The following is a 23,175-nucleotide window of genomic DNA, read 5'->3' as shown; positions in this document are numbered from 1 at the left end:
GAATGCGGCTAGTTTTCTACTTTTGTGGTGTCGATTACTTTCTCTTTGAATGTCGTAATGGAATCAACTTTCCTTACCAGAAATTTGTCATATTGGTATTTGAGGTCTTTCGACAAAACCCTTTTTTCCAGATCAGGGCGCGAAATCGAATTGCGCAGGTATTTTTCAATCATTAAACTTGCAATCGGAAGCTGCGATTGTTGCACCGAAACCACCATTTTCAACCAAAATCGCAATCGCAATTTTCGGATTGTCTTTTGGTGCGAAAGCCACGAAAATCGAGTGGTCTTCCATCTGGATTCGTTTTCCGCCGACTTTGGCGAAGTTTTCCGCAGTTCCGGTTTTTCCGCAAATATCGATGCCTTCAACGCGTAAACCACTGGCTGTTCCGAAGTTATAGACGTCGAATAATCCAGAAATCATCGGCGGGAAATATTTTTTATCAATCGTCGAATAATGCCTTTTGAGGAATTTAGGGTCAATCTTTTCGCCCTTGATTTTTTTGATGATGTGGGGTGTATAATAATATCCCTGATTGGCAACTGCAGAAATCATATTGGCCAATTGTATCGGCGTTGCGAGCACTTCCCCTTGTCCAATCGCATTCGAAACGATTGCTGTACTTCTCCAGCCGCCATTAGGATACATCCTTTTGTACGTTTTTGAAGTCGGTATTTTACCGCGTTTTCCAGTCGGCAAGTCATAGCCCATGAATTCTCCCAATCCGAAACTTTTCACGTGTTTGCTCCACACATCAACAGCCGCAGGCGGACTCACATATTTGTTGATCGTGCGCATATACGCATTGGCGAAGTAAGTATTACAGGAATTGTAAATTCCGTTGTGCAATTGGTGCGGACCCGAACCGTGGCATTTCATAAACCTTCCGCGCGCGTAACTGAAACCGTGGTGGCACATGAAAGTCGTATTTTCATCAATGACGCCTTCCTGCAAGGCGACTAACCCGGTCATAATTTTGAATGGTGAGCCCGGAGGATATTCTGCCAATAATCCGCGGTCGTATAAAGGTTTCGCGATGGAGTCGTTGTATAATTTGGTATAATTTTTAGATCGTTGTCTTCCAACCAGAATAGCCGGATCGTAGGAAGGTGCGGTTACCAAAGCCAGGATCTCTCCCGTTTTTGGCTCGATAGCAACAATTCCGCCACGTTTGTTCTTCATCAATTCTTCTCCGTATTTCTGGAGTTCTATGTCGAGTGTAAGCGTAATATCTTCACCACGAACGGCGATTGTGTCGAATTCGCCTTGTTTGTAAGCGCCGATGTCTTTGTTGAATTTGTCTTTCTGGCGGTATTTCACACCTTTTATACCTCGTAGGATCTTTTCGTAACTTTCCTCGACACCTTGCTTTCCAATCAAATCTCCGGAATGATAGTACGGATTTTTGTCGATTTCACGTTGGTTTACTTGTGCAATCGAGCCGAAAACATTGGCGCCAACTGCAACCTGATAATCACGAAGTGAACGTTTTACGATATCAAATCCGGGTTCGAATTTCCGCATTTTTTCCTGTAAAGCTGCGTATTCGCGCTTGTTGAGTTGAGGTAGAAAAACTGACGGAAGCATTGGACTGTAAACGCGGGCTTTGTCAATAATCCTTATAAAATCTGCTTTGGTAATATTGAGCAGTTTGCAGAATTCGAGCGTGTCGATGTTTTTTACGTATTTCGGCGTCACCATGATGTCGTAAGACGGCTGGTTCGCAACGAGCAATTTTCCGTTCCGGTCATAAATGTAACCACGCTCCGGATAATCATAAATGACTTTTATAGCGTTGTTGACCGATTTTGTCATCAGCGTGTCATCGATAATCTGCAAATAGAAAAGCCGCATCAGAATCAGCAAAACTGAAATGATTACTACCGTTGGGAACAAAACTTTTCTCATCGTCTGTTAGGCTTGAAAAGATAAATTAGTATGATGCAGATGATTATCGTAAAGATAGTGCTGAAAATCTGCCGCAGCGCCATATTCCAAAACAAACTTACGCTGAAAATTTCGAGTAAAAACAACACAAAATGGTGCGTAACGACTGATATCAAGATGAATGAAAAACGTTCTGGAGTCAGCCGGTCGTTGATTTTTACGGTCTGGTATTCGTAACTTACACCGAATGAAAATTTAAAGAATGTTGGTCGCAAATAAGCCAGTGTAAGGCAGGCCGCAGCATGAACGCCACCGGAATCCATGAAGCAATCTACAATCAAGCCGAGGAAGAAACTCGCGAGCAAAAGTCCGAATTTATTGCCATTCACAGGATACAAAATAATGAACAAAACATATGGATACGGATTCAGGTAATTCGAAAATTCCATGTGATTGAAAATGACGACCTGTGCCGCTAGCAGCAATATAAAACGGGCGATATTGAATAAGACCGCACTGTTCATCGCTTTGGTGTTTCAGTTTCAGTTTCGAGCTGTAATATTTCTTCGCGCTCTTTGCTCTTGATGATATACACGTGGCCCAGATTCGTCATGTCGTTGAAAAGACGCACGTTCAGCGTATAATATTGTGTTTTGTTATCGATATAAATATTGGCGATAGTTCCGATTCCGATTCCGGCAGGAAAAATTTCTGATTCGCCGCTGGTCACAATTGTATCGCCTTTGTGGATGGCTGCAAGTCGCGGCACGTCAATCAGTTGTACATAACCGGCATTTTTTGCATTCCATTGCAAGGTTCCGAAATGACTTGATTTTTTAATTTTGGCGCTGATTCTTGATTTCGTGTTCAGTATGCTTTGGATGGTCGCATAATTCGCGGAAGTTTTCTCCACCAATCCGATAATTCCAAGATTGTTCACAACACCCATATCAGTTTTGATGCCTTGTTTTTCACCAGCGTCAATCGTGAGGTAATTCTGCGGCATATTGAACGAATTCTTGATGACTTTCGCCACGACGACATTCACTTTCTTCACGCCTTTTATCGTGTCGATATCCGGAACTTTCATTGTATCCTGCGCATTAAAAAGCAGGCTTTTCAAACGGGCATTTTCTAAAGCCAGTTCTTCATTTTGCGTGCGAAGATTGAAATATTCGTTGATGGCATTCAGTCTTTCGTAAACGCCGCCGGTAAAGAAATTAGCCGAGCTGATGACTTTGCTTTTGTGATACGAATGCGCCTGGATCGTAAAAGTTAATGATATACCCAAAAGCAGCAAAAACAGCAACTTATGGCTGTTTTTAAATATAAAATTAAATATTTGCTGCATTGTTTATCCGGTGTTCAGTTAACGGTTTCCAGTAATCAGATTCGACGTAATTTACAATAAAAAAAATTGTAATGTCAAAATTATTTGATGAGGATGCTTCTGAATTTGGTAATGTTTTTAAGCGCCATTCCGGTGCCGCGAACAACGGCTCTCAATGGATCTTCAGCGATGTAAACCGGAAGGTCGGTTTTTTGAGAAATACGTTTATCAAGACCTCTCAACATCGAACCTCCACCTGCAAGGTAAATTCCGGTGTTGTAAATATCGGCTGCCAATTCCGGAGGCGTTTGCGATAAAGTTTCCATTACGGCATCTTCAATCCTCTGGATCGATTTGTCTAATGCTTTTGCGATTTCGCGGTAAGAAACTTCCACCTGTTTTGGCTTTCCGGTCAAAAGGTCACGACCCTGAACCGACATATCGTCCGGTGGCGTTTCCAGATCTTCAATGGCGGCACCGATTTCGATTTTTATTTTTTCAGCGGTACTTTCCCCAACGAAAAGGTTGTGCTGCGTTCTCATGTAGTAAACGATGTCGTTCGTGAAAACGTCACCGGCAATCTTAACCGATTTGTCGCATACGATTCCGCCCAAAGCGATGACCGCTATTTCAGTCGTTCCACCTCCAATATCAACAATCATGTTTCCTTTCGGCTGCATGATGTCAACACCGATACCGATTGCTGCTGCCATCGGTTCATGGATGAGGTAAACTTCTTTTCCGTTTACGCGCTCACAGGATTCTTTTACGGCGCGCATTTCCACTTCGGTAATTCCTGATGGAATACAAACCACCATACGCAATGCCGGCGTGAACATTCTTTTCTTTAAGGCCGGAATGCTTTTGATGAACATCGAAATCATTTTTTCCGACGCATCAAAATCGGCAATAACCCCGTCTTTCAAAGGTCTGATGGTCTTTATGTTTTCATGCGTCTTTCCCTGCATCAGGTTGGCTTCTTTACCAACGGCGATGATTTTGCCTGAAATTCTGTCGCGGGCAACAATCGACGGACTGTCAATCACAACCTTGTCGTTGTGGATGATCAGCGTGTTTGCGGTACCAAGGTCTATCGCAATATCCTCGGTCATGAAATCAAAAAATCCCATAAGTTTTTTAAGGGTTTAAAAGTTATAAATTTTACGCGACAAAGTTAAACAAATTAATGTTTGAAATGACGCGTTCCTGTAAATACCATCGCCAAATTATTTTCGTTGCAATAATTGATACTCAGCTCATCTTTGATCGATCCGCCCGGTTGAATTACCGCTGTTATTCCGGCGTCATTTGCAATTTCAACACAGTCCGGAAACGGGAAAAATGCATCGCTCGCCATCACGGCGCCTTTCAGATCAAATCCAAACGCATTCGCTTTTTCGATCGCCTGTTTTAACGCATCAACTCTTGAGGTTTGTCCGGTTCCGGATGCGACCAAAGTTTTGTTTTTTGCGAAGACGATTGTGTTTGATTTTGTGTTCTTACAGATTTTAGATGCGAAGATCAGATCCTCAACTTCTTCGGCTGTCGGTGCTGTATTGGTAACGGTTTTTAAGTCGTTTTTATTGTCGGAGATGTTGTTGCGGTCTTGTACTAAAAGTCCGTTTAACGCCGTGCGCACTTGTCTTTCCGGAAGCGCAACTTCATTCTGGATCAAAATGATGCGGTTTTTCTTTTCTTCGAGAATGGTGATGGCATCAGTCTCATACGAAGGTGCAATCACGACTTCACAAAATAATTTGTTGATTTCTTTTGCCGTTGCCACATCGATTCTGCCATTGGCAATCAAAACGCCGCCGAAAGCAGAAGTCGGGTCGCAAGCCAAAGCATCAAGATAAGCCTGCTCCATTGTTGACCTTGAAGCCAATCCGCAAGCGTTGTTGTGTTTTAAAATAGCAAAAGTTGGTTCTTCGTTTTTGAATTCAGCAATTAAATTCACCGCTGCGTCAACATCCAAAAGATTGTTATAAGACAATTCTTTTCCGTGGATTTTCTTAAACATCGCGTCAAAATCTCCGAAGAAAAAACCTTTTTGGTGCGGATTTTCACCATATCGCAAAACTTGTCCGTTCGCAATGCTCGTTTTGAAAATCGTTTCATCGGTATTAAAATAATTGAAAATTGCCGTATCGTAATGCGAAGAAACGTGGAATGCTTTTGTCGCGAATAATTTTCTGTCTTCGATTGATGTCGCTCCGTTTTGTTTCGTAATCAAATCCAAAAACGGTGCATATTGTTCAACTGAAGCGACGATAACGGTATCCTTGAAATTTTTCGCCGCCGCGCGGATGAGTGAAATCCCGCCAATATCGATTTTTTCGATGATATCAGCCTCACTGGCGCCCGAAGCCACAGTTTTTTCAAACGGATATAAGTCGACAATCACCAAATCAATCTGCGGAATATTGTATGCTGCCATCTGTTGCACGTCGCCTTCGTGGTCCGTGACGGTTTAAAATGCCGCCGAAGATTTTCGGGTGCAGCGTTTTTACACGGCCGCCCAAAATCGATGGATAAGAAGTGACATCTTCAACAGGAACAACCGGAATGCCAAGATTTTTAAGAAAATCTTCTGTCCCTCCGGTTGAATAAAAAGTAACATTTTGTTCGTGCAACTGACGCACAATTGGCTCCAATCCTTCTTTCGAAAAGACTGAAATCAAAGCAGATTTAATGGTTTTTGTAGCGCTCATTTTGTAGTTGTGTTTAAGAGTGCAAAAGTAGTTTTTTTGCAACAGAAATGTATCCAAAAACTGTAACAAATTTCGCGAAAACAACTACTAATGCTTAAATGCTAATTTTTTAGGTTATTATTTAAAATTTACGGAATTTTACCCGGATCAAACTTCTGAATTTATGCTGATTTACCTGAGATTGCTCAAGGAAAGTTTCGGTTTCGCCATGAATGCGCTGCGCAACAACAAATTGCGTACTTTCCTGTCATTACTTGGCGTGACGATTGGAATTTTCTCGATCATCGCCGTGCTTGCGGCAGTCGATTCACTCGACAGGAAAATCAGAAAAGACCTGAGCAGCCTTGATAAAAATATGATTTCTTTGATGAAGATGAGTTTCGGTTCGTCGGATATTCCGGATTGGAAACGAGAGCAATTTCCTCAGATGAAATACGATGAATATGAGTACCTGAAAGGCACTTTGAGCAATACTGAAGAAATGGCGTTTCAACTTTGGGTGGCGCGCGAAAGCATCAAATATGAATCGAAGACCGTTACTGATGTAAATGTGGTGCCGATTTCATACGAATTCAGTAATATTCAGAAACTCGAATTTGATGAAGGGCGGTATTACAATGAATCCGAATCAAACTCAGGCGCGCCCGTCGTGGTTTTAGGCTACGAAAATGCAAAAGCGTTATTTGAAAATGCCGATCCGATTGGAAAAAAAGTGCGCATGTACGGACAGCGGCTGACCGTAATTGGTGTCTTGAAAAAAGAAGGTGCTTCAGCGTTTTCGATGGGTGGCGGCAATGACACTTCGGCATTTATTCCGGTGAATTTCATCAGGAGAATGTATGGCGACAACAATAAGACTTTTATGAGCGTAATCCTCATCAAGCCGGTCAAAGGCGTCGACATGGAAGCTTACAAAGCTGAACTGACGCAAAAACTTCGTAATTACCGCGGACTCAAACCCGAAGAAGTGACCAATTTTTTCCTGAACGTATTATCCGGATTTACAGATATGCTGGATAGTTTTATCGGAGTTTTGAACATCGGTGGCTGGATTATCGCAGGATTTTCATTGCTCGTCGGTGGTTTTGGTGTAGCGAATATTATGTTCGTTTCGGTGAAAGAGCGCACGAATCTTATCGGCATACAGAAATCATTGGGCGCAAAAAATAAATTCATTTTACTTCAATTTCTATTCGAAGCGGTAATCTTGTGTCTTATTGGCGGTGGCGTAGGGATTTTATTGGTTTGGCTGCTGACAATATTATTAACCTCAATGCTCGACTTTGAATTTGTTTTGAGTGCTTTCAACATCATGCTCGGCACCGGACTTGCCGCATTAATCGGATTGATCTCAGGGATATTGCCGGCAGTATCTGCGTCACGGCTTGACCCGGTTGAGGCCATTCGTTCGGGGATGTAATCCGGACTATCAAAACAATTTTCATCTTGTATACAAATTACTGCAAATGCCTTATTGGCAAAATCTGCAAAACGCAATAGGTTTGACAATCATTGTTCAACCCATTAAATTATACAACATGAAAAAAACATTTTTTATTGCATTTTGCCTGACGATTTTCTGCATAACTACAGCACAGGCACAATTAGCGGCACTGAATATGCCCGCTAACACGGAAGACTGGAGTAAGCCGCAAACATTCACCTTGAAAGCTGCCGACGGCACAACGCAGAACGTGGAAATCACCACAAGATTTGTAAACCACAGAGGCACTACGGGCTATATGGATGTAAAGATTATCAATTACGTGAAAGACATTGTAAGGATGTATGTGTCGCTAATAAATGGGCAGGTTGATGCAAGTACTTACAAAGGTATCAGTTACAACAACAGTACTTTATACAGTATTAAGAATGGTTTCAATACGACTTTCAAATTGCAGTTGCGGGAATGTCTTCCAAAAGGCGCCGGAAAAATGACCGATCTGGAAAAATGCAAAGCCTGCAATCCATGGTTGGCAATTGCAGAAATAGCGTTCAAATAGAAAAACAGGTACTATACAAAAATAAAAATCCCGGAAATTTCCGGGATTTTTTTATCTTATTTCCTGATTCAGAATCAGATCAATGAACAAATTAATCTTGTCTTTAAGTTCTTTTCTTGGTGTAATGAAATCCAAAAATCCGTGTTCTAATACAAATTCAGCCGTTTGGAAACCTTCCGGTAAATCTTTTCCTGTTGTATCTTTTACTACACGAGGTCCTGCAAAACCAATTAAAGCGCCTGGTTCAGAGATATTTACATCACCCAGCATCGCATAAGAAGCTGTTGTTCCTCCGGTTGTCGGATCGGTACATAAAGAAATATACGGAATCCCGGCATCGCTCAATTGCGCCAATTTTGCAGAGGTTTTCGCCAATTGCATCAATGAATAAGCAGCTTCCATCATCCTCGCGCCGCCCGATTTCGAAATCATCACAAACGGAACGCGGTTTTTAATAGAATAATCAATACCACGTGCGATTTTTTCTCCAACAACAGCACCCATCGAACCGCCGATAAAAGCAAAATCCATACAGCAAACCACAAGCTCATTTCCTTTAGATTTTCCAACACCGGTACGCACAGCGTCTTTCAGGTGGGTTTTGTCCATCGCATCTTTCAAACGGTCAGAGTATTTTTTGGTGTCGACGAAATGTAACGGGTCTTTCGACGTCATTTTCGCATCGAGCTCCTTAAATTCATTGTTGTCAAAAAGGATTTCAAAATATTCCTTACTGCCGATTCTTACGTGAAAGCCGTCTTCAGGGCTTACATATAAATTCCTGGCCAACTCATCTGCATCGATGATTTTTCCGGTAGGCGACTTGTACCATAAACCTTTCGGTACGTCCTTTTTGTCTTCTGTCGCGGTCTGAATTCCTTTTTCTGTTCTTTTAAACCAAGCCATATTTTTAGTGTTCAGTGTTCAGTTATTAGTGTTCAGTAAAAATGAAAACTATAGAGTATTAACGTTGTTCAAATCGGCGAAAGCCTGCTCTAAGCGAGTATTGAAAGTCACTTCGCCTTCACGAAGCCATTTTCTCGGATCGTAATGTTTTTTGTTCGGAGAATCTGCGCCGTCCGGGCTGCCGATTTGCGTTCTCAGATAATCGATTTTTCCAACCATATAATCACGGATGCCTTCAGTGAAAGCAAACTGCAAATCAGTATCGATGTTCATTTTGATGACACCGTAGCTGATTGCTTCCTTGATTTCTTCCGGAGTTGAACCTGATCCGCCGTGGAAAACGAAGTCAACCGGATTTTTATCTGTATTGTGTTTTTTCTGGATGTAATCCTGAGAATCACGAAGAATAGTCGGCGTGAGTTTTACGTTACCCGGCTTGTAAACACCGTGAACGTTTCCGAAAGCAGCTGCGATGGTAAAACGCGGACTCACCTTCATCAGCTCAGAATAAGCATAATCAACGTCTTCCGGAGTGGAATATAATTCTGAATGGTCAACGCCTGAGTTGTCAACGCCGTCTTCTTCTCCGCCGGTAATGCCGAGTTCGATTTCAAGTGTCATGCCCATTTTCGACATTCTTTCTAAATATTTTTTGCAGATTTCGATGTTCTCGTGCATCGGCTCTTCTGATAAATCAAGCATATGCGAAGAGAACAAAGGCTTTCCGGTTTCGGCGAAATGTTTTTCTGAAGCCTCCAATAAACCATCAACCCAAGGTAATAATTTTTTCGCGCAGTGGTCGGTGTGAAGGATTACAGTTGCGCCGTAAGCTTCTGCCAGTGCGTGTATGTGTTTTGCGCCTGCAATTCCGCCTGCGATGGCCGATTGCTCATTGGTATTAGAAAGCCCTTTTCCGGCATTGAACTGTGCGCCTCCGTTAGAAAACTGGATAATTACCGGCGCTTTGAGTTTCGCAGCGGTTTCCAAAACACCGTTGATAGTGTCTGAACCGGTAACATTTACGGCTGGTAAAGCAAAGCCTTTTTCTTTTGCATAAGCGAAAATCGCCTGAACTTCATCACCAGTTGCAACTCCGGGTTTAATATTATGGGCCATTGTATTGTAAGTTTTAAGTTAAGCCTACAAAAATAAATAATTATATTTTAGAATGGATAATTAATACCGATATTTAAAACAGAGTTCCCGAAATTATAATCGCGGAACCATTTTTTTCCGGTTTCATCGGCGGGATTGTAGGTCTTGAATCCGAGGTCGAGCCTTACGGCGAAAATGCTCAGGTCGTAACGCAATCCGAATCCAGAACCGACAGCAATATCTTTGAGCGATTCCAATCCGTCGAAATTACCGCCCGGAATCGTCGAGTCGTCAAAAATGTTCCAGATATTTCCGGCATCGACAAACAAAGCACCTTTAAAACTGTTAATAATCTTAAAACGGACTTCAGCGTTAAGCGTAATCTTGAAATTCGCCTCATTAAAATCATAAATCGAGCCGCTGCTTCCGGGACCTAAAGAATAAGGTTGCCACGCACGGATATCGTTGGATCCTCCGGCAAAATAACTTCGTGAAAACGGTACGCTCGACGAATTGCCATATGGAACTGCAATTCCGGCAAAACCCCGAACGGCGATTACGCGCTCATATTTCAAATCCCAATGCTTGATGTATTCGAATTCTGTTTTGAAATATTGCGAATATTCAATTCCGAAGATTTTCTTGCGGCTGATTTCGTTGTCAACGGTTTTCGTTGCCGATGCGAATAATGAAAGCAGATTTCCCGCTGATTCGAGTTTTGTTCTAAAAAGTATAATAATCATTGTCGGCAAGATTATTAGGATTTTTGGTCGTCCGCGAAAAAGTATAGCTTGAAGCCAGGATGAAATTGTTTTCGGTCAGCCTGTTTTTACGTTCGCGGATGCTGCTGATGGTTTTATAGTCGTTGGTATTTTGCGCCTAGACCTAAGCCGTTGTCAAGAACATCTTCGAGAAATCCGTTCGTGCCTTCGTCTACGATGAGGTTGTTGTTGTCATCTGCGTAAGCCGGATTGGTGTTGTAAGTTTTGGCGAGTTTATTGAGTTGGTCGTATGAAGATTCGTATACATTGAAATAATTTCCAACATTAATATTGTTGACATATTGCGCATTGAACAGCTCAAATTTTGCATTCGTGCCTCTTTTCGGCGACCAGTTATAAGCAAAAGATCCCGTAAAATTTTCTTTGTCCAATCCGATATTTTTCTGCTTTGCAAAACCAAGGCTCAAAACCGTAGACGGAATCATCCTTTTCGGGATGATTTTTTCTGTATTCAGCGGCAGCAAAATTCGCGGGAAATTCAATTTGGTGTCAATTCCGTATTCCGAAATATTAAAGAAAGTATTGCTTGGCGTTTTCAGCGATCGCGATGCGCCAATATTGCCTCTTGCGGCTACTTCTAACGTTTCGGCACCATTGAAGACATTTCGCATACCAACAGATGAAGTCGCTTCAATTCCAAAATCCTGGATATTCGAATGCGTAAAATCGAGCGACGCACCAAAACTGTATTTGTCACGCGGTGTCAGGATAATATTGGCGATAAGTGAATTGCCAAGGCTGTCTTTCGGGTCAGGTTTGTATTGGATCGAAGGATAATTAAAGATGCGAAGGTTGCTCAAATAGCGCGATGTAAGGCTCGTACGCGTATCAGAATATAAAGTTCCGGGCGCTATAAAAATTGCGTCGGTAAGCGCCTTCGGCTTGTATTTCAATTTCTTATGACTGAAAATATTGAAATTTTTATAAGTAACGCTATCTGTCAAAGGCGTATTGGTATTATTGGTCGCATTGTCGGTAATAATGTTGACTTCACTGATTTTATACATCTTAAATGGCCGTGTAATCGTTGAATCACCGGCGCGTAAAGTCTGGTCGTTAATGACCATTTGAATATTCGCTTTGTTGCCGGTTCCAACAGTATCAATAATATAAAGGATATTGCTCTGCTGGAAATAATAAACACCGTTGTTGCGGAATTTCGTCGTAAGCCTCGAACGCTCTGCCTCGAAATTTTCGGTTTTAAACTGGTCGCCGCTTTTCAAAAAAGACACTTCCTTTTTGTCATTATATAAGGAATCCAACTGTGGTGAAGTAATGTCAGTCGAAATTGTATCAAGCCGCGTAACCTGGCCCTTTTTCAACAGTATAAGTAATTTTCGCACGTCTTCTTTTGAGTGTGTCGATTTTATAAGTTGCCTTCGACTCGAAAAATCCATTGTTGAGCAGATAAGATTTGAGGCGGATGATTGATTTGTCAGTTCTTTTTGTATCAACGATTACAGGTGCTTCACCAGTTTTTTTAAGGAAATTATGAATGCCTGAATACAGGAAGGATTCTCCTTTTCGCTTGACCTGTTTCGCCGAAAACAACTTAATCTGTCGTTGTAATTTCTTCGGATTGTGGATGAATTTCGCCCTGTAACTTGAGTCGGGATTGGGTTTTGCGAGATTGTACAAATTCAGCCGCAGCTTGAAACCGAGCAATGAACTGTTCGGTCTTTGGTAAAGCAGCTCTTCGTAAGTGCCGTCGTTTTCCTTTTTTCCATCAACAGTAATTTCATTTTTCCTGAGTAGATATTTCCCTTCCGGAACCCGTTTTACGGCATTGCAGGCAGAAATAATAATCCCGAATAGAATAAATAGCGTTATTTTTGTCGAGCGCTTTCTCAAGTGTCCTTTAATTTAATTCAAAAGTACATTATTTCCATGGTTAGTAAAAACCAAATAAAATTAATCACATCGCTGCACCAAAAAAAGTTCCGCACCATCAACGGTCTTTTCATCGCCGAAGGCGCCAAAGTCATCCGCGAATTGCTCAATGCCGATTTTGAGCTGCAGCATTTGTATGTAACCGAAGCGCTTTTCAAAGACATCGAGGCAGCAAAAAGGATGGAGATTTCAGAAAGCGATTTGAAGAAAATCAGCGCGCTCACCGTCCCGAATAATTGTCTTGCCGTTTTCAAGATGAAAGCGCCTTCTGAAATTAACGCAAGAGGATTGATTTTAGCGCTTGACGACATCCGTGATCCGGGAAATCTCGGCACGATTATGCGGCTTTGCGATTGGTTTGGCATTGAAGAATTGATATGTTCCGAACAAACCGTCGACATTTATAACCCGAAAGTTGTTCAGGCAACAATGGGCTCGATTGCGCGTGTAAATGTCAGTTATGTGAATCTGGAAAATTTTCTGCAAGATGTAAATTTACCTGTTTTCGGGACTTTTATGGATGGTGACAATATCTACAAATCTGATTTGCCTGATGAGGGCATCATTATAATGGGCAACGAGGCCAACGGCATTTCGCCTAACATTGAAGCCATCGCTAAGAATCGACTTTCAATTCCGAGGTTTGGAAAATTGCAGCAAACAGAAAGTCTGAATGTTGCGACTGCGACTGCTATTATTTTGAGTGAATTCAGAAGAAACGCAATTTAAACGCAAAGCAATCAAAGTTCTCCGCAAAGTGTGGAGAAAGCTTGGCGAACTTTGCGAAAAACTTTGCGCCTTTGCGGTAAAATCAATGAAAAGTAAAATTGATAAAAATCGCCCTCGATTTCATCGCATCAATATTAGAAGTCCACGGACTGTTCGGGTCATTATCAGGAACGAGTTCATTCTGCAAACTAAACACGCCGCGGATTGATGGCGAAAACTTGAAATATTCAAAATACAAGTCAATCCCAACGCCCAATTCGTAAAAATTAGTCCATTTGATCATCCTGAAACGCGCCTGTGAATTATCGTCCCGGGCAGTGGCATTACTCGATAAATTGAGCGCTGTTCCTACACCGCCAACAAGATAAGGACGAATGTTTCCGGTTCTCACAGATGAAAATTTCACCAAAAGCGGAAAATGCAGGTAAGTCGATTTTACTTCACGTAAAGCGTCATATTCGTTCGCAAATCCCGGAAAAGTGAGGTTTCTTTGGTTGAAATATAATCCAGGTTCGAAACGCAGGTTGAAATATTCATTCAGGCGTAAATTTCCCACTAATCCAACGTTGAAACCGATGCTTTTGTCAACCCTTACGTCCTGATCGACAGGTGTTTTGTAATCGAATTTGAATTGGTACGAATTAAATCCGAGGAAATAACCCCAGTGTACGCGCTGTTTGTCGAAATTCTCCAGATTGATAATCGGGCTTTTCTGGAACATGCTGCCAAATTGCGCCGTCGCCGAAAAAGAAATTACCAATAAAAAAAGCAAAATATATTGTCTCATACTATTTTTTAGATGCTGAATAAATGGTCGCCACGCCGAATGTCTGCGGCATAGACTTCACGTCTATAAACCCGATTTTCCTCAAAATATTGTTTAATTCGTCTCCGAAAGGAAAAACCGAAGCCGAATCTGACAAATATCGGTAAGCCGAACGGTCTTTTGAAAACAATTTCCCGATGGTCGGCAAAATGAATTTCGAATACAATTTATAGCCTTGTTTAAATGGGAATTTCACCGGAACCGAAGTTTCCAGAATCACAAAAACACCATTTGGTTTCAAAACGCGTAAAATTTCTGAAAGTCCTTTTTCCAGAGTTTCAAAATTTCGGATACCGAAACCAACCGTAATGGCATCGAAAGTATTGTCTTCGAAAGGCATATTTTCTGAATCGGCCAGAATCATTTCTATTTTTTGCGACAGGTTTTTCGCGGCGATTTTCTGCCTTCCGACTTCGAGCATTCCGGCAGAAATGTCTAATCCGATGATTTTTTCGGCGTTGGTTTCTGCCATTAAAATTGCCAAATCTCCCGTTCCTGTTGCAATATCGAGAATGGTTTTGGGATTTTTATCAGAAACAATTTTAAGGACTTTTTTCCGCCATTTGATGTCAACGCCAAATGAAATCACACGGTTCAGGCCGTCGTAATTTCCTGAAATGTTGTCAAACATCTGAGCGACCTGTTCTTTTTTTCCAAGTTCAGAATCTTTGTATGGCGTGATGTGTTCGGGCATTTTGAATTTAATTTCGGCAAAGGTAGTTTTAATTAGATAATTAGGCAATTAGATAATTAGATAATGAATGCGTTGACGGATAAGTGCTTCAAGGTAATCCCGACATTTTCTAATTATCTAATTATCACATTTTCTAATTATTTCCGTACAAAAGTTTCAAAAGTGAATTCAAATTGGTGTTTTTCGTCTTTCGCATGAAATTCCGAATCGACAATTTTCCAGTATTCAGCATTGATTTCAGGAAAAAAAGCATCCGCTTCAAAAGTTGCGTGAACCCTTGTGATATCAAGCTTATCGGCGTGCGGCATTCCGAGGTTATAAATTTCGCCGCCACCTATTATATACAGGTCTTGGTTTTCTGGCGCCGTGGCAATCGCATCTTCCATAGTATTTACGACGATGCAATTCTCAAAATCAACGGTATAGTTTTTATCGCGTGTGATGATGATATGGGTGCCTTTCGGGCAATGGTTTCGGGAAACTTTCAAAGGTTTTCCGGCCGATGATGATATGATGCCCGGAAGTCAGCCGCTTGAATCTTTTGAAATCATCGGGCAAATGCCACAGCAGTTGGTTGTCTTTTCCAAGCGCGTTGTTTTCGGCGATGGCCGCAATCATTATAATCATCAGAGGTTGTTTTTTTCGAAATCAGCTTCGGTTTTGGATTCGAGTTGGCGCAGACGGTTTTTCTGCTTTTCGACAAGGCGGTCAATTTGCTCGCGCTCCCAGTTCTTATTCATGAAGCGATCCAAAAGATACACTTTTATAAAATGGAAGATGAAAATAAAAAGCCAAATCGTGATGCCCCATTTGTACCACTGCGCCGGAAGGCCGTATTCGAGCAAATCGTTGGCCACAAACATGAACAGGCTGCCGATGATAAAGAACACAAAATGAAAGTATAAGACCTTCTTTTGCCTGATCCTTCGGCGGGCATATTCATAAAGTTCATGTGCCTGTTTCTCCATTTTCGGCTTTTTTGAGCATTTAAAGATAAAATTTATTTCGAAAAGTAGCAATTTCGGGTTAAGGATAATTTAAAGTGCAAACGTTTTCATAAAGCACATTAATTTTTTAAAGTATTAATTATTAAGAATATATGTATATTTTGTATCAAATATTATCATAATCTTAAATCTGCAAACCTTGCGTTGAACTTTCGTCAGAATTTATTTCCTTTGCGCTATAAATCTAAAAACTAATTAGTTATGGCAATCAAGAAACAATTTATAAAAACGAAACCAGTTTGTAAAGTAACTTTCTCTGTAGAAGGTCCTGAAGCTCAAACTGCAGCGGTAGTAGGCGATTTCAACAACTGGGATCCAAAAGCCGGCGAACTTGGAAAATTGAAAAACGGTACTTTTAAAGCTACTTTCGATTTGACAAAAGATGCTTCTTACGAATTTAAATACCTTATTGATGGTGTTTTCGTAAACGAAACTGAAGCTGATTCTTATCAGTGGAATGACTTCGCAGGTGCTGAAAACAGCGTATTGGCTTTGTAATCAAAACCGAATAAAACAAAAAAATCCGCTCATTGAGCGGATTTTTTTGTTTTGACTAGTATACAATTTTCTTCGAGACGGTTTTCCCTTCTGAAGTCACCTGCACAATCAGCACCTGTTGTTGTATGTTGAGGTTGCTGATGTTAAAGAGAGGTGCGTTGATTTCATTCTTCTCATAAATCAAACGACCACGAACATCAAACAATTTTACTCTGCTCATATTTAGGGTTGCATTGATGTAGATTGTGTTGTCTTTTTTGAAAACTACAATGTCATTTAATGCACCCGGATTTTCAATTCCCAGATTTGTATTTTGGTAAACGATGGCAAAACGATTGCTGTAATTGCCTGCGTCTGATACAAATGTATAAGGCGAAAGCTTCAGGTTGTGCACAATTCCGGTCATGGCGTCTTGAATAAAAATATCTTGTCCGGAAACCGTTAGAAGCAGCAAATATCCCATCGAGGTGGTCAATAGCAATAGCAAATTCACCGGCTGCAATCGCGTTAAAACCCAACGGAATCACATCTGTAACTTCAAAAGGCATCGCCCTCGCCTGAATATTGAATTTTTCTGTGCCAATCATCGATGCGATATTATTGATGTTATTTTCGATTTGTTCTGCATCAATTGACGCATCGGCATTTTGCGTGGCACCATCCATATAACCAACAAGAATCTGGTTCTGGAGACCCGTTGCATTCGACAAATTCAGCCAAATCCTGCTTTTTTCAACAGCTGCATTCCTGAAGAACGTTGCGCTGTTGTTACCTGTGCGCATGGCGTTAGTAAAAGTAGCCGTTCCGGAAGTTGTGGTTTTCAGCAAAAATCCCTGCCCGACTGCAATCGTTCCGTTTGGTGTTGCGCCTCCTGCCGCAGATGCAGTTCCGAAAGTCGTATAAGTAGCATAATTCGCTCCGGAAGGCGCATCCTGGTTGGTATGCGTCCAGAAATAAAGCTCTCCGGGATTTTGCGTAAGGAATAAATCGGCGTTCAATGTCGATGGATAAGGATTGCCCAGCATATTGTAGCCCTTTCCGGTTGAAGGTGTGTTGGTGATTGCAATAGTTGCATTTCCGTTATTGGGAATTCCTGAGTAGGTACCGTTAAAAGTCGTCAGTGCTCCAGTGTCAGGAAAATTATTTGGCGCGCGAAGCATGTAACCCTTTGCTTTTGCAAATGAGACACCTAATGGTTCGGCAATAACCTGAAAGCTGTTATTGGTTTCATTCAGTGTATAAAAACGTGAAGTGCCGGTAGCAGTAGGAAATCCCGGCGCGTTGGTTGGTGATACCGTATAAGGCGAAAATAATTTCAAATCCTGATTGGCTACCGGAGAACCCCAATAAACATAATCGAGTCTTCGCATTGATGCATTCCTTTTTACGGTAATATTGCCGGAATTTGTAACATTCTGTACTTGTATCAGGTTGGAATTGTTTTCCATCGTCAGGCTGGCAGTTCCTGCAACAGTTACTGAACCATCAACCGTTAAATCATGCCCTGATAAAAAAGTCGCAACGGCATTACCGGTAACATTGAGCGAGCAGGCTTTAAGGTCTCCGGTAGAAGTATAATTTCCTGATATGGTTGCCGCTACGTTATTTTGTGGCGCTCCGTTGGTCCATGAAGATCCTGTCCAATTAGTGGTGATAGCGCCACAGGTTGGAGGTGTCGTAGATTGGCTGCAGATGTTCAGGCTCCAGGCATTAAGCGAGCCGCCATCCCCGTTGGCAGTATCTGCAATTCTTAAGGTCCATGTGCCTTGCGAAGCCAGTCCGTTCAGACCGGATAGCAACTGCACAGGTTTTATAGTTCCTGAAACAGCAGGATTGGTCGCGCAGATCAAAGTTGCTCCCGCATCATCAAAAATGGCGTTTATATTATCGTTTGATGTACACTGGCCATTTAATAATTGTATTTGCGTACCGGTCGGACTTATTAATGTAATGACAAGGTCTTCTACGTAACTATGCGTCAACTGAACCGTAACGTTTACGTCAGAAATAGTCCCGCCGGAAGGAATATTAAGCGTCGAGTTTATCGTTGGCGTTCCTGAAGCATTGATTGCTAAAGGAACATTCGTCGATGAGGTTGTAGGACAAGTGGTTTGCCCGGTAGTAAAGCGATAATAGCCACTTTGATTGCCCTGACAAGCGGAGTTTTTCGGAGTTATGCGCCAAAAATAATTGGTGTTTTGCGATAATCCGGTCAAAGCAAGACTATTGGTTGTAGAAGTGAGGTTTTGAAGATTATTTGAAAAAGTTACATCCGTAGCCAATTGCACATCATAAAACGTCGCGGCAGCATCGGCCGACCAGTTTAACGTAAGATTGATTGGTTGCCCAAAGGCTTCATTTGCCGGAGAAGTCAATGTTACCGGACTAAAACCTGAATTCAATATTTCAATATAGAATTTTACCGATTTGGTTGTCGCTCCCGAAGTTCCGGTAACGGTCATTGTATAAAATCCCGGCGCACAGGAAGCAGTATTGCCAACGGTCATGGTTACAGTTCCATTTGCTGAAATCGAAGCAGGAGAGAAACTAACTGTTGAGCCCGCCGGATTTCCCGAAACGCCAAACGTCGTTGTGCCTGAAAATCCGCCTGTTGTGCCATAGTTCATTGTGAAAACGCCATTCGCGCCCTGGCATACAGATTTATTTTGTTGGCCTTCAACTCCGGAAAAAGCCAAAGAAAAAGTAGAACCGCCGCTTGTAGTAGTAAAATTGGTATTAGAAACGTCGTAAAAGATATTGCCGTTACCGCGAACCATAATGCGGTTTGTTGTTCCTGTTGCATTTGGAATGGTAACAGTTTCCGAACCGTCGTTAGGCACTCTCGAGGCTAACAATGTCGGAAAACTGGTTCCGCCGTTAGCCGACATAAAAATATCCACATAAGCACAGTTGATGCCATTTGCTGTTGTTCCCGCGACATCCCACGTCACAGTCTGATTGGAAGCAGCTGCCCAGGAAACATTCGTATTAGGTGCACTTACCAAAAATGGTCCGGCTGTTCCATTTACATTTACGACCATCAAATCAGAAGCTGTCTGTCCGCCACCAGCGACGTTATCCCTACCTGTCACCGAAAAATTAAAAGTACGCGCAATCGAAGGCAATACTTCCCAGGTTGAAGAAGTAGCACCAGTCAGAACAGTTGACAATGCGGGAAAATACCTGACCGGACTCGTAACCGGAGTCAACGTACGGAACATTGGTCCGGCAGTTCTGACGGCAGTTGGCGCGGCATTATTCTGGGCAGCAGGCAAAACCGCTTCCGGATTGCGTTGTTCCCAGCAATAAGTAAGCGTATTTCCATCAGGATCAGAACCTGTAGCAGTCAGTAAAAATGGCGTCGATTTCGGAATCGTATAATCTGCTCCGGCATTAACCGTCGGCGGATTATTAGGAAAATTAGAAATCTGTGCACAGGAAGAAGAAGCGCCCGATTGCACATTCAAAGAAATATCACGTATGTTTACGTACCCGAAATAAGCATCGGAATTGTTTTGTACGTTGGCGGCGCAGATTCCGGCATAACCCATAATGCTTGAGCCGCTTCCGGTCTCTACCTCGGTGAAGCCGCTCCCGGAACGGCAGGTGTCATTGCTTTGCGTATGGTAACCGCCGAATCGGTGCCCCATTTCGTGTGCGACATAATCGATATCGAATGCATCACCGGTCGGGTCGGGTCTTCCGGTATATCCGCGGCCTTTGTGGGTTCCGGATTGTGATGTAGCCACACATACACAACCGATACATCCTGCATTACCGCCTCCGGAAGTATTAAAGTTATGCCCAATATCATAATTGGCAACACCAATCACTGAATCGTTGGTCTGAGCTGTTTTCGTATTGTATTCACCGCTCCACGGGTCGGTACTGGCATCAAGGTAAATGAGCAGGTCGTTGTTGCCGATAAAAATCATCGTAACCGCAAGTTCTTTTTCATAAACGCCATTGACACGTGTCATTGTAATGATCATTTGTGCCATTACATTGGCTTTTTGCTGCGCGACAGTGCCGCTTCCTTTGAAAATTGTGCCGTATTCGCCGGTACATGAAAGTGCTAATCTGTAAGTGCGCAGTTTTTTATCATTTGTGTCGAGCATGCTGAAATTAGTCCGATGTGCGTTTTCAGAATCAAGCGTTTTTTCAACATCCGTCAGGCAGCTGAAATCCTGCTCCGGAGCCCCTAAAGATTGGCGGTCATACACAATATAATTTTTACCGTCGGTTGTGTATGGATCAATATAACTGCTGCTTTTTTCCCCATACATTGTCATGTTGTTCAAGCCAAATTGCGTTATCGAAAAACGCGCGATTGCTGTCGGGTCATTGATTCCCTGTGCGGCATAAGAGCGCATATCGGGATATTTTTGCTGCAATTCCGGCTCCATGATTGGCGTTTCGATGACATCGTAAAGTCCCATCGTTCCGTCAGCTTCCGGCAGGTAAATAAGGTGAGGTGTTCTGGTTTGAAAATTTCCGCGTACGGGAATTCCTGCTAATTGCGCTTTGAAAGCATCAATGTCAAGGCTGTAAAGTATATACTTTGCTGGAAAATTTTTCCTGTTTGCTTTTGATGCTGAGGTTAATTGATTTGCATCGGCTTTCGTCCATAAATCGGTTCTCTGTGCAAAAACGAAGCTTGAGAAAACCAGGAAATACAATAGTAAAGCTTTTTTCATATTAGGTCAGGTTTAAGAAAGGCCTTAAAAATATGAAAAAACTTGTACTTACCTGAAAAATTAACAGTTAAACCGCCACAGCACCTTTAATATGTGGATGTGGCTCGTAGCCTTCGAGCGTAAAATCCTCAAAAGTGAAATCGAATATATTTTTGATTTCTGGATTTAAAATCATCTTCGGAAGCGGTTTCGGATCGCGTGATAACTGCAATTCCAATTGTTCGATATGATTGTTATAAATGTGTGCATCGCCAAAAGTATGGATGAAATCGCCCGGTTTCAAATCGCAAACCTGAGCAATCATCATTGTCAGCAATGCGTAAGAAGCAATATTAAACGGAACGCCAAGAAAAATATCGGCGCTTCTTTGGTACAATTGGCAAGACAATTTTCCGTCTGCAACATAAAACTGGAAGAAAGCGTGGCAAGGCGGTAATGCTACTTTTCCGTTGGCCACATTGTCTGCGAAAGATTTTGAAGTATCCGGTAAAACCGAAGGATTCCATGCCGAAACCAACATTCTCCGGCTATTCGGATTGGTCTTTAAAGTCTCAATAATTTCTGTAATCTGGTCGATTTCCTCACTATTCCAGTTGCGCCATTGGTGGCCGTAAACAGGGCCGAGTTCGCCCTCTTCATTCGCCCATTCGTCCCAGATTTTGACGCCATTTTCTTTTAGATAAGCGATGTTTGTTTCGCCTTTTAAGAACCATAGCAATTCGTAAACAATAGATTTCAAGTGCAATTTTTTCGTGGTCACCATCGGAAAACCTTCGCTTAAATCAAAACGCATTTGGTAACCGAAAACGCTTTTGGTTCCGGTTCCGGTGCGGTCGCCTTTTTGGGTTCCGGTTTCTAAAACGTGCTTTACGAGGTCTAAATATTGTTTCATTTTCGGGTTCAGGATATTGGGTTCAGGGTTTAGGGCTGCTAAGCCTGAGCGTTTACGTATTTGATGAACGAATAAACTTTCTTTTGCAATCTTGTTGTTTTTTCCAGACAAGGAATCGCGTCAATTTTATTTATGATATTTAAGTCTAAACACAAGATCAGATGGCTTTCTAATTCAAAGCAAGAGCCTAAACTGATTTGAAGAAATCTCGCAAAATCTTTCTGCGATTCTTTAGCTGCATCTTCGGCAATATTAGATGGAATTGAAATCACACATCTTTTAATCTGCGATGTCAATCCGAATTTTTCATCTGCCGGAAGTGAATTGGTCAATAAATATATATCTTTCGTAAGTGAACGTCCTTCTTTCCAGACGTCAAGTTTTTTAAAATTTCTCATGGCATGTATTTTTAATTTGGCTTGTATAGCAATATTTAAGAATCTTTAACCGCAATGTTTGGACCCAGTACCCTGAATCCAAAACCCTGCACCGTTAAAGCTCTCTTTTAGAGATTTCGTCTCTGATTTTCGCCGCTTTCTCATAATCCTCATTCTCAACCGCACTTTCCAATAATTCGTGCAATTCAGAAATGCTGTGTTTGGTATACGTTTCGCCCGATTGGTTCGATTCTTCTTCGCCCGATACCGAAAGTTTCAGGCGTAGAAAGGATATCATTTGAATCGTCTTCCTTTTCCATTTCAAGCGGATTGGCTTTTAAATAAATTCCAGCCTTATCGAGGATATTTTTGTAGGTGAAAATCGGTGCGGCAAATCTTAAGGCAAGCGCAATTGCATCTGAAGTTCTTGCATCGACAATTTCCTCAATCTTATCCCTTTCGCAAATAATACTCGAATAAAAAACACCGTCAACGAGCTTGTGGATGATGACCTGCTTAACGACAATGTCAAAACGGTCGGCGAAATTCTTGAATAAATCGTGTGTCAACGGTCGAGGCGGCTTGATTTCTTTCTCCAACGCAATTGCAATCGATTGTGCCTCGAAAGCGCCGATCACAATCGGAAGTTTCCTGTCGCCGTCGACTTCATTTAAAATCAGGGCATAAGCGCCATTTTGCGTCTGGCTGTACGAAATTCCCTTTATCGTTAATTTTACTAGGCTCATATTGGTGATGTGCAAAAGTGTCGCGGCACAAGATTTTGATTAATAAAAATGGATTTTTAACAATTAAGTTTTTTTAAAAACCATTAAGGAATTAAGTTTCATTAA

General features: G+C 41.9%; 19 protein-coding genes and 4 pseudogenes. 4 read left to right on the top strand and 19 right to left on the bottom strand.

What is annotated here, in order from left to right:
* Positions 1–8: 8 nt before the first annotated feature.
* The 5 genes and pseudogenes from mrdA to purH all read right to left on the bottom strand — a co-directional run bounded on the left by mrdA (position 9) and on the right by purH (position 5,928).
* Positions 9–1,908 (bottom strand): annotated as a pseudogene (gene mrdA, locus ACSLFW_RS00445) (penicillin-binding protein 2).
* Complete coding sequence (locus ACSLFW_RS00440) at positions 1,905–2,411, bottom strand: rod shape-determining protein MreD (RefSeq protein WP_436554186.1); 507 nt, start codon at positions 2,409–2,411, stop codon at positions 1,905–1,907. Before ACSLFW_RS00440 ends, mrdA begins: the two are co-directional and overlap by 4 nt.
* A complete protein-coding gene (mreC, locus tag ACSLFW_RS00435) occupies positions 2,408–3,238 on the bottom strand; it encodes a rod shape-determining protein MreC (RefSeq protein WP_436554185.1) in 831 nt (276 codons plus the stop codon). Before mreC ends, ACSLFW_RS00440 begins: the two co-directional genes overlap by 4 nt.
* 80 nt (positions 3,239–3,318) lie before the next feature.
* A complete protein-coding gene (locus ACSLFW_RS00430) occupies positions 3,319–4,347 on the bottom strand; it encodes a rod shape-determining protein (RefSeq protein ID WP_436554184.1) in 1,029 nt (342 codons plus the stop codon).
* A 53-nt stretch (positions 4,348–4,400) separates the two neighbouring features.
* Positions 4,401–5,928: pseudogene (purH, locus tag ACSLFW_RS00425) on the bottom strand (bifunctional phosphoribosylaminoimidazolecarboxamide formyltransferase/IMP cyclohydrolase).
* A 163-nt stretch (positions 5,929–6,091) separates the two neighbouring features.
* On the opposite strand from purH, the gene ACSLFW_RS00420 reads away from it, so the two are divergent.
* Together ACSLFW_RS00420 and ACSLFW_RS00415 are read left to right on the top strand one after the other, a co-directional pair.
* Positions 6,092–7,348, top strand: a complete 1,257-nt coding sequence (locus tag ACSLFW_RS00420; protein WP_436554183.1) for an ABC transporter permease — start codon at positions 6,092–6,094, stop codon at positions 7,346–7,348.
* 118 nt (positions 7,349–7,466) lie between these two features.
* Complete coding sequence (locus ACSLFW_RS00415) at positions 7,467–7,931, top strand: hypothetical protein (RefSeq protein WP_436554182.1); 465 nt, start codon at positions 7,467–7,469, stop codon at positions 7,929–7,931.
* A 51-nt stretch (positions 7,932–7,982) separates the two neighbouring features.
* On the opposite strand, the gene accD is transcribed toward ACSLFW_RS00415, so the two are convergent.
* From accD to ACSLFW_RS00390, 5 genes are all read right to left on the bottom strand, one after another.
* Complete coding sequence (gene accD, locus ACSLFW_RS00410) at positions 7,983–8,837, bottom strand: acetyl-CoA carboxylase, carboxyltransferase subunit beta (protein WP_436554181.1); 855 nt, start codon at positions 8,835–8,837, stop codon at positions 7,983–7,985.
* Between the two features lie 48 nt (positions 8,838–8,885).
* On the bottom strand, positions 8,886–9,953 hold the full coding sequence (fbaA, locus tag ACSLFW_RS00405; protein ID WP_436554180.1) for a class II fructose-bisphosphate aldolase: 1,068 nt from the start codon (positions 9,951–9,953) through the stop codon (positions 8,886–8,888).
* A 47-nt stretch (positions 9,954–10,000) separates the two neighbouring features.
* A complete protein-coding gene (locus ACSLFW_RS00400) occupies positions 10,001–10,675 on the bottom strand; it encodes a BamA/TamA family outer membrane protein (RefSeq protein ID WP_436554179.1) in 675 nt (224 codons plus the stop codon).
* Positions 10,676–10,788: 113 nt separating this feature from the next.
* Positions 10,789–12,036, bottom strand: coding sequence for a hypothetical protein (locus ACSLFW_RS00395; RefSeq protein WP_436554178.1), 1,248 nt, complete (start codon positions 12,034–12,036; stop codon positions 10,789–10,791).
* Positions 12,008–12,565, bottom strand: a complete 558-nt coding sequence (locus ACSLFW_RS00390; RefSeq protein ID WP_436554177.1) for a hypothetical protein — start codon at positions 12,563–12,565, stop codon at positions 12,008–12,010. The genes ACSLFW_RS00395 and ACSLFW_RS00390 overlap by 29 nt, the downstream gene beginning before the upstream one ends.
* Positions 12,566–12,601: 36 nt before the next feature.
* On the opposite strand from ACSLFW_RS00390, the gene ACSLFW_RS00385 reads away from it, so the two are divergent.
* Entirely contained in the window at positions 12,602–13,333 is a 732-nt protein-coding gene (locus tag ACSLFW_RS00385; RefSeq protein ID WP_436554176.1) for a TrmH family RNA methyltransferase, read from the top strand.
* A gap of 82 nt (positions 13,334–13,415) precedes the next feature.
* Here ACSLFW_RS00385 and ACSLFW_RS00380 read toward each other — a convergent pair whose 3' ends face one another.
* The 4 genes and pseudogenes from ACSLFW_RS00380 to ACSLFW_RS00365 all read right to left on the bottom strand — a co-directional run bounded on the left by ACSLFW_RS00380 (position 13,416) and on the right by ACSLFW_RS00365 (position 15,821).
* On the bottom strand, positions 13,416–14,120 hold the full coding sequence (locus tag ACSLFW_RS00380) for a porin family protein (RefSeq protein ID WP_436554175.1): 705 nt from the start codon (positions 14,118–14,120) through the stop codon (positions 13,416–13,418).
* Between the two features lies 1 nt (position 14,121).
* Positions 14,122–14,853, bottom strand: a complete 732-nt coding sequence (gene ubiE / locus ACSLFW_RS00375) for a bifunctional demethylmenaquinone methyltransferase/2-methoxy-6-polyprenyl-1,4-benzoquinol methylase UbiE (protein ID WP_436554174.1) — start codon at positions 14,851–14,853, stop codon at positions 14,122–14,124.
* 137 nt (positions 14,854–14,990) lie between these two features.
* Positions 14,991–15,480: pseudogene (locus ACSLFW_RS00370) on the bottom strand (dihydrofolate reductase).
* A complete protein-coding gene (locus ACSLFW_RS00365) occupies positions 15,480–15,821 on the bottom strand; it encodes a 2TM domain-containing protein (protein WP_436554173.1) in 342 nt (113 codons plus the stop codon). Before ACSLFW_RS00365 ends, ACSLFW_RS00370 begins: the two are co-directional and overlap by 1 nt.
* 240 nt (positions 15,822–16,061) lie before the next feature.
* On the opposite strand from ACSLFW_RS00365, the gene ACSLFW_RS00360 reads away from it, so the two are divergent.
* Entirely contained in the window at positions 16,062–16,358 is a 297-nt protein-coding gene (locus ACSLFW_RS00360; RefSeq protein WP_436554172.1) for an isoamylase early set domain-containing protein, read from the top strand.
* Positions 16,359–16,413: 55 nt separating this feature from the next.
* Here ACSLFW_RS00360 and ACSLFW_RS00355 read toward each other — a convergent pair whose 3' ends face one another.
* The 5 genes and pseudogenes from ACSLFW_RS00355 to ACSLFW_RS00335 form a co-directional block, all read right to left on the bottom strand.
* Positions 16,414–16,764, bottom strand: a complete 351-nt coding sequence (locus ACSLFW_RS00355; RefSeq protein WP_436554171.1) for a T9SS sorting signal type C domain-containing protein — start codon at positions 16,762–16,764, stop codon at positions 16,414–16,416.
* Positions 16,652–21,055, bottom strand: coding sequence for a reprolysin-like metallopeptidase (locus tag ACSLFW_RS00350; protein ID WP_436554170.1), 4,404 nt, complete (start codon positions 21,053–21,055; stop codon positions 16,652–16,654). The genes ACSLFW_RS00355 and ACSLFW_RS00350 overlap by 113 nt, the downstream gene beginning before the upstream one ends.
* 67 nt (positions 21,056–21,122) lie before the next feature.
* Positions 21,123–21,947 carry a thymidylate synthase gene (locus ACSLFW_RS00345; protein WP_436554169.1) on the bottom strand — a complete coding sequence of 275 codons (825 nt, stop codon included), beginning with the start codon at positions 21,945–21,947 and terminating at the stop codon, positions 21,123–21,125.
* 38 nt (positions 21,948–21,985) lie between these two features.
* The gene (locus tag ACSLFW_RS00340) at positions 21,986–22,345 is read right to left on the bottom strand and encodes a four helix bundle protein (RefSeq protein WP_436554168.1); all 360 of its coding nucleotides are present in this window, start codon (positions 22,343–22,345) and stop codon (positions 21,986–21,988) included.
* Positions 22,346–22,439: 94 nt separating this feature from the next.
* Positions 22,440–23,070: pseudogene (locus ACSLFW_RS00335) on the bottom strand (bifunctional nuclease domain-containing protein).
* Between the last annotated feature and the right edge of the window lie 105 nt (positions 23,071–23,175).

The sequence above is a fragment of the Flavobacterium sp. 3HN19-14 genome, assembly GCF_051373205.1.
Lineage (GTDB): Bacteria > Bacteroidota > Bacteroidia > Flavobacteriales > Flavobacteriaceae > Flavobacterium.
This window is presented reverse-complemented; position numbering and strand designations above follow the sequence as displayed.

Bases quoted from the DNA above. Each gene is read 5' to 3' on its own strand.
- ACSLFW_RS00365 (WP_436554173.1), bottom strand. From the start codon at position 15,821: ATGGAGAAACAGGCACATGAACTTTATGAATATGCCCGCCGAAGGATC.
- ACSLFW_RS00350 (WP_436554170.1), bottom strand. From the start codon at position 21,055: ATGAAAAAAGCTTTACTATTGTATTTCCTGGTTTTCTCAAGCTTCGTT.
- mreC (WP_436554185.1), bottom strand. From the start codon at position 3,238: ATGCAGCAAATATTTAATTTTATATTTAAAAACAGCCATAAGTTGCTG.
- ACSLFW_RS00355 (WP_436554171.1), bottom strand. From the start codon at position 16,764: ATGACCGGAATTGTGCACAACCTGAAGCTTTCGCCTTATACATTTGTA.
- accD (WP_436554181.1), bottom strand. From the start codon at position 8,837: ATGGCTTGGTTTAAAAGAACAGAAAAAGGAATTCAGACCGCGACAGAA.
- ACSLFW_RS00430 (WP_436554184.1), bottom strand. From the start codon at position 4,347: ATGGGATTTTTTGATTTCATGACCGAGGATATTGCGATAGACCTTGGT.
- ACSLFW_RS00345 (WP_436554169.1), bottom strand. From the start codon at position 21,947: ATGAAACAATATTTAGACCTCGTAAAGCACGTTTTAGAAACCGGAACC.
- ubiE (WP_436554174.1), bottom strand. From the start codon at position 14,853: ATGCCCGAACACATCACGCCATACAAAGATTCTGAACTTGGAAAAAAA.
- ACSLFW_RS00400 (WP_436554179.1), bottom strand. From the start codon at position 10,675: ATGATTATTATACTTTTTAGAACAAAACTCGAATCAGCGGGAAATCTG.
- ACSLFW_RS00380 (WP_436554175.1), bottom strand. From the start codon at position 14,120: ATGAGACAATATATTTTGCTTTTTTTATTGGTAATTTCTTTTTCGGCG.
- ACSLFW_RS00340 (WP_436554168.1), bottom strand. From the start codon at position 22,345: ATGAGAAATTTTAAAAAACTTGACGTCTGGAAAGAAGGACGTTCACTT.
- fbaA (WP_436554180.1), bottom strand. From the start codon at position 9,953: ATGGCCCATAATATTAAACCCGGAGTTGCAACTGGTGATGAAGTTCAG.
- ACSLFW_RS00420 (WP_436554183.1), top strand. From the start codon at position 6,092: ATGCTGATTTACCTGAGATTGCTCAAGGAAAGTTTCGGTTTCGCCATG.
- ACSLFW_RS00360 (WP_436554172.1), top strand. From the start codon at position 16,062: ATGGCAATCAAGAAACAATTTATAAAAACGAAACCAGTTTGTAAAGTA.
- ACSLFW_RS00440 (WP_436554186.1), bottom strand. From the start codon at position 2,411: ATGAACAGTGCGGTCTTATTCAATATCGCCCGTTTTATATTGCTGCTA.
- ACSLFW_RS00415 (WP_436554182.1), top strand. From the start codon at position 7,467: ATGAAAAAAACATTTTTTATTGCATTTTGCCTGACGATTTTCTGCATA.
- ACSLFW_RS00385 (WP_436554176.1), top strand. From the start codon at position 12,602: ATGGTTAGTAAAAACCAAATAAAATTAATCACATCGCTGCACCAAAAA.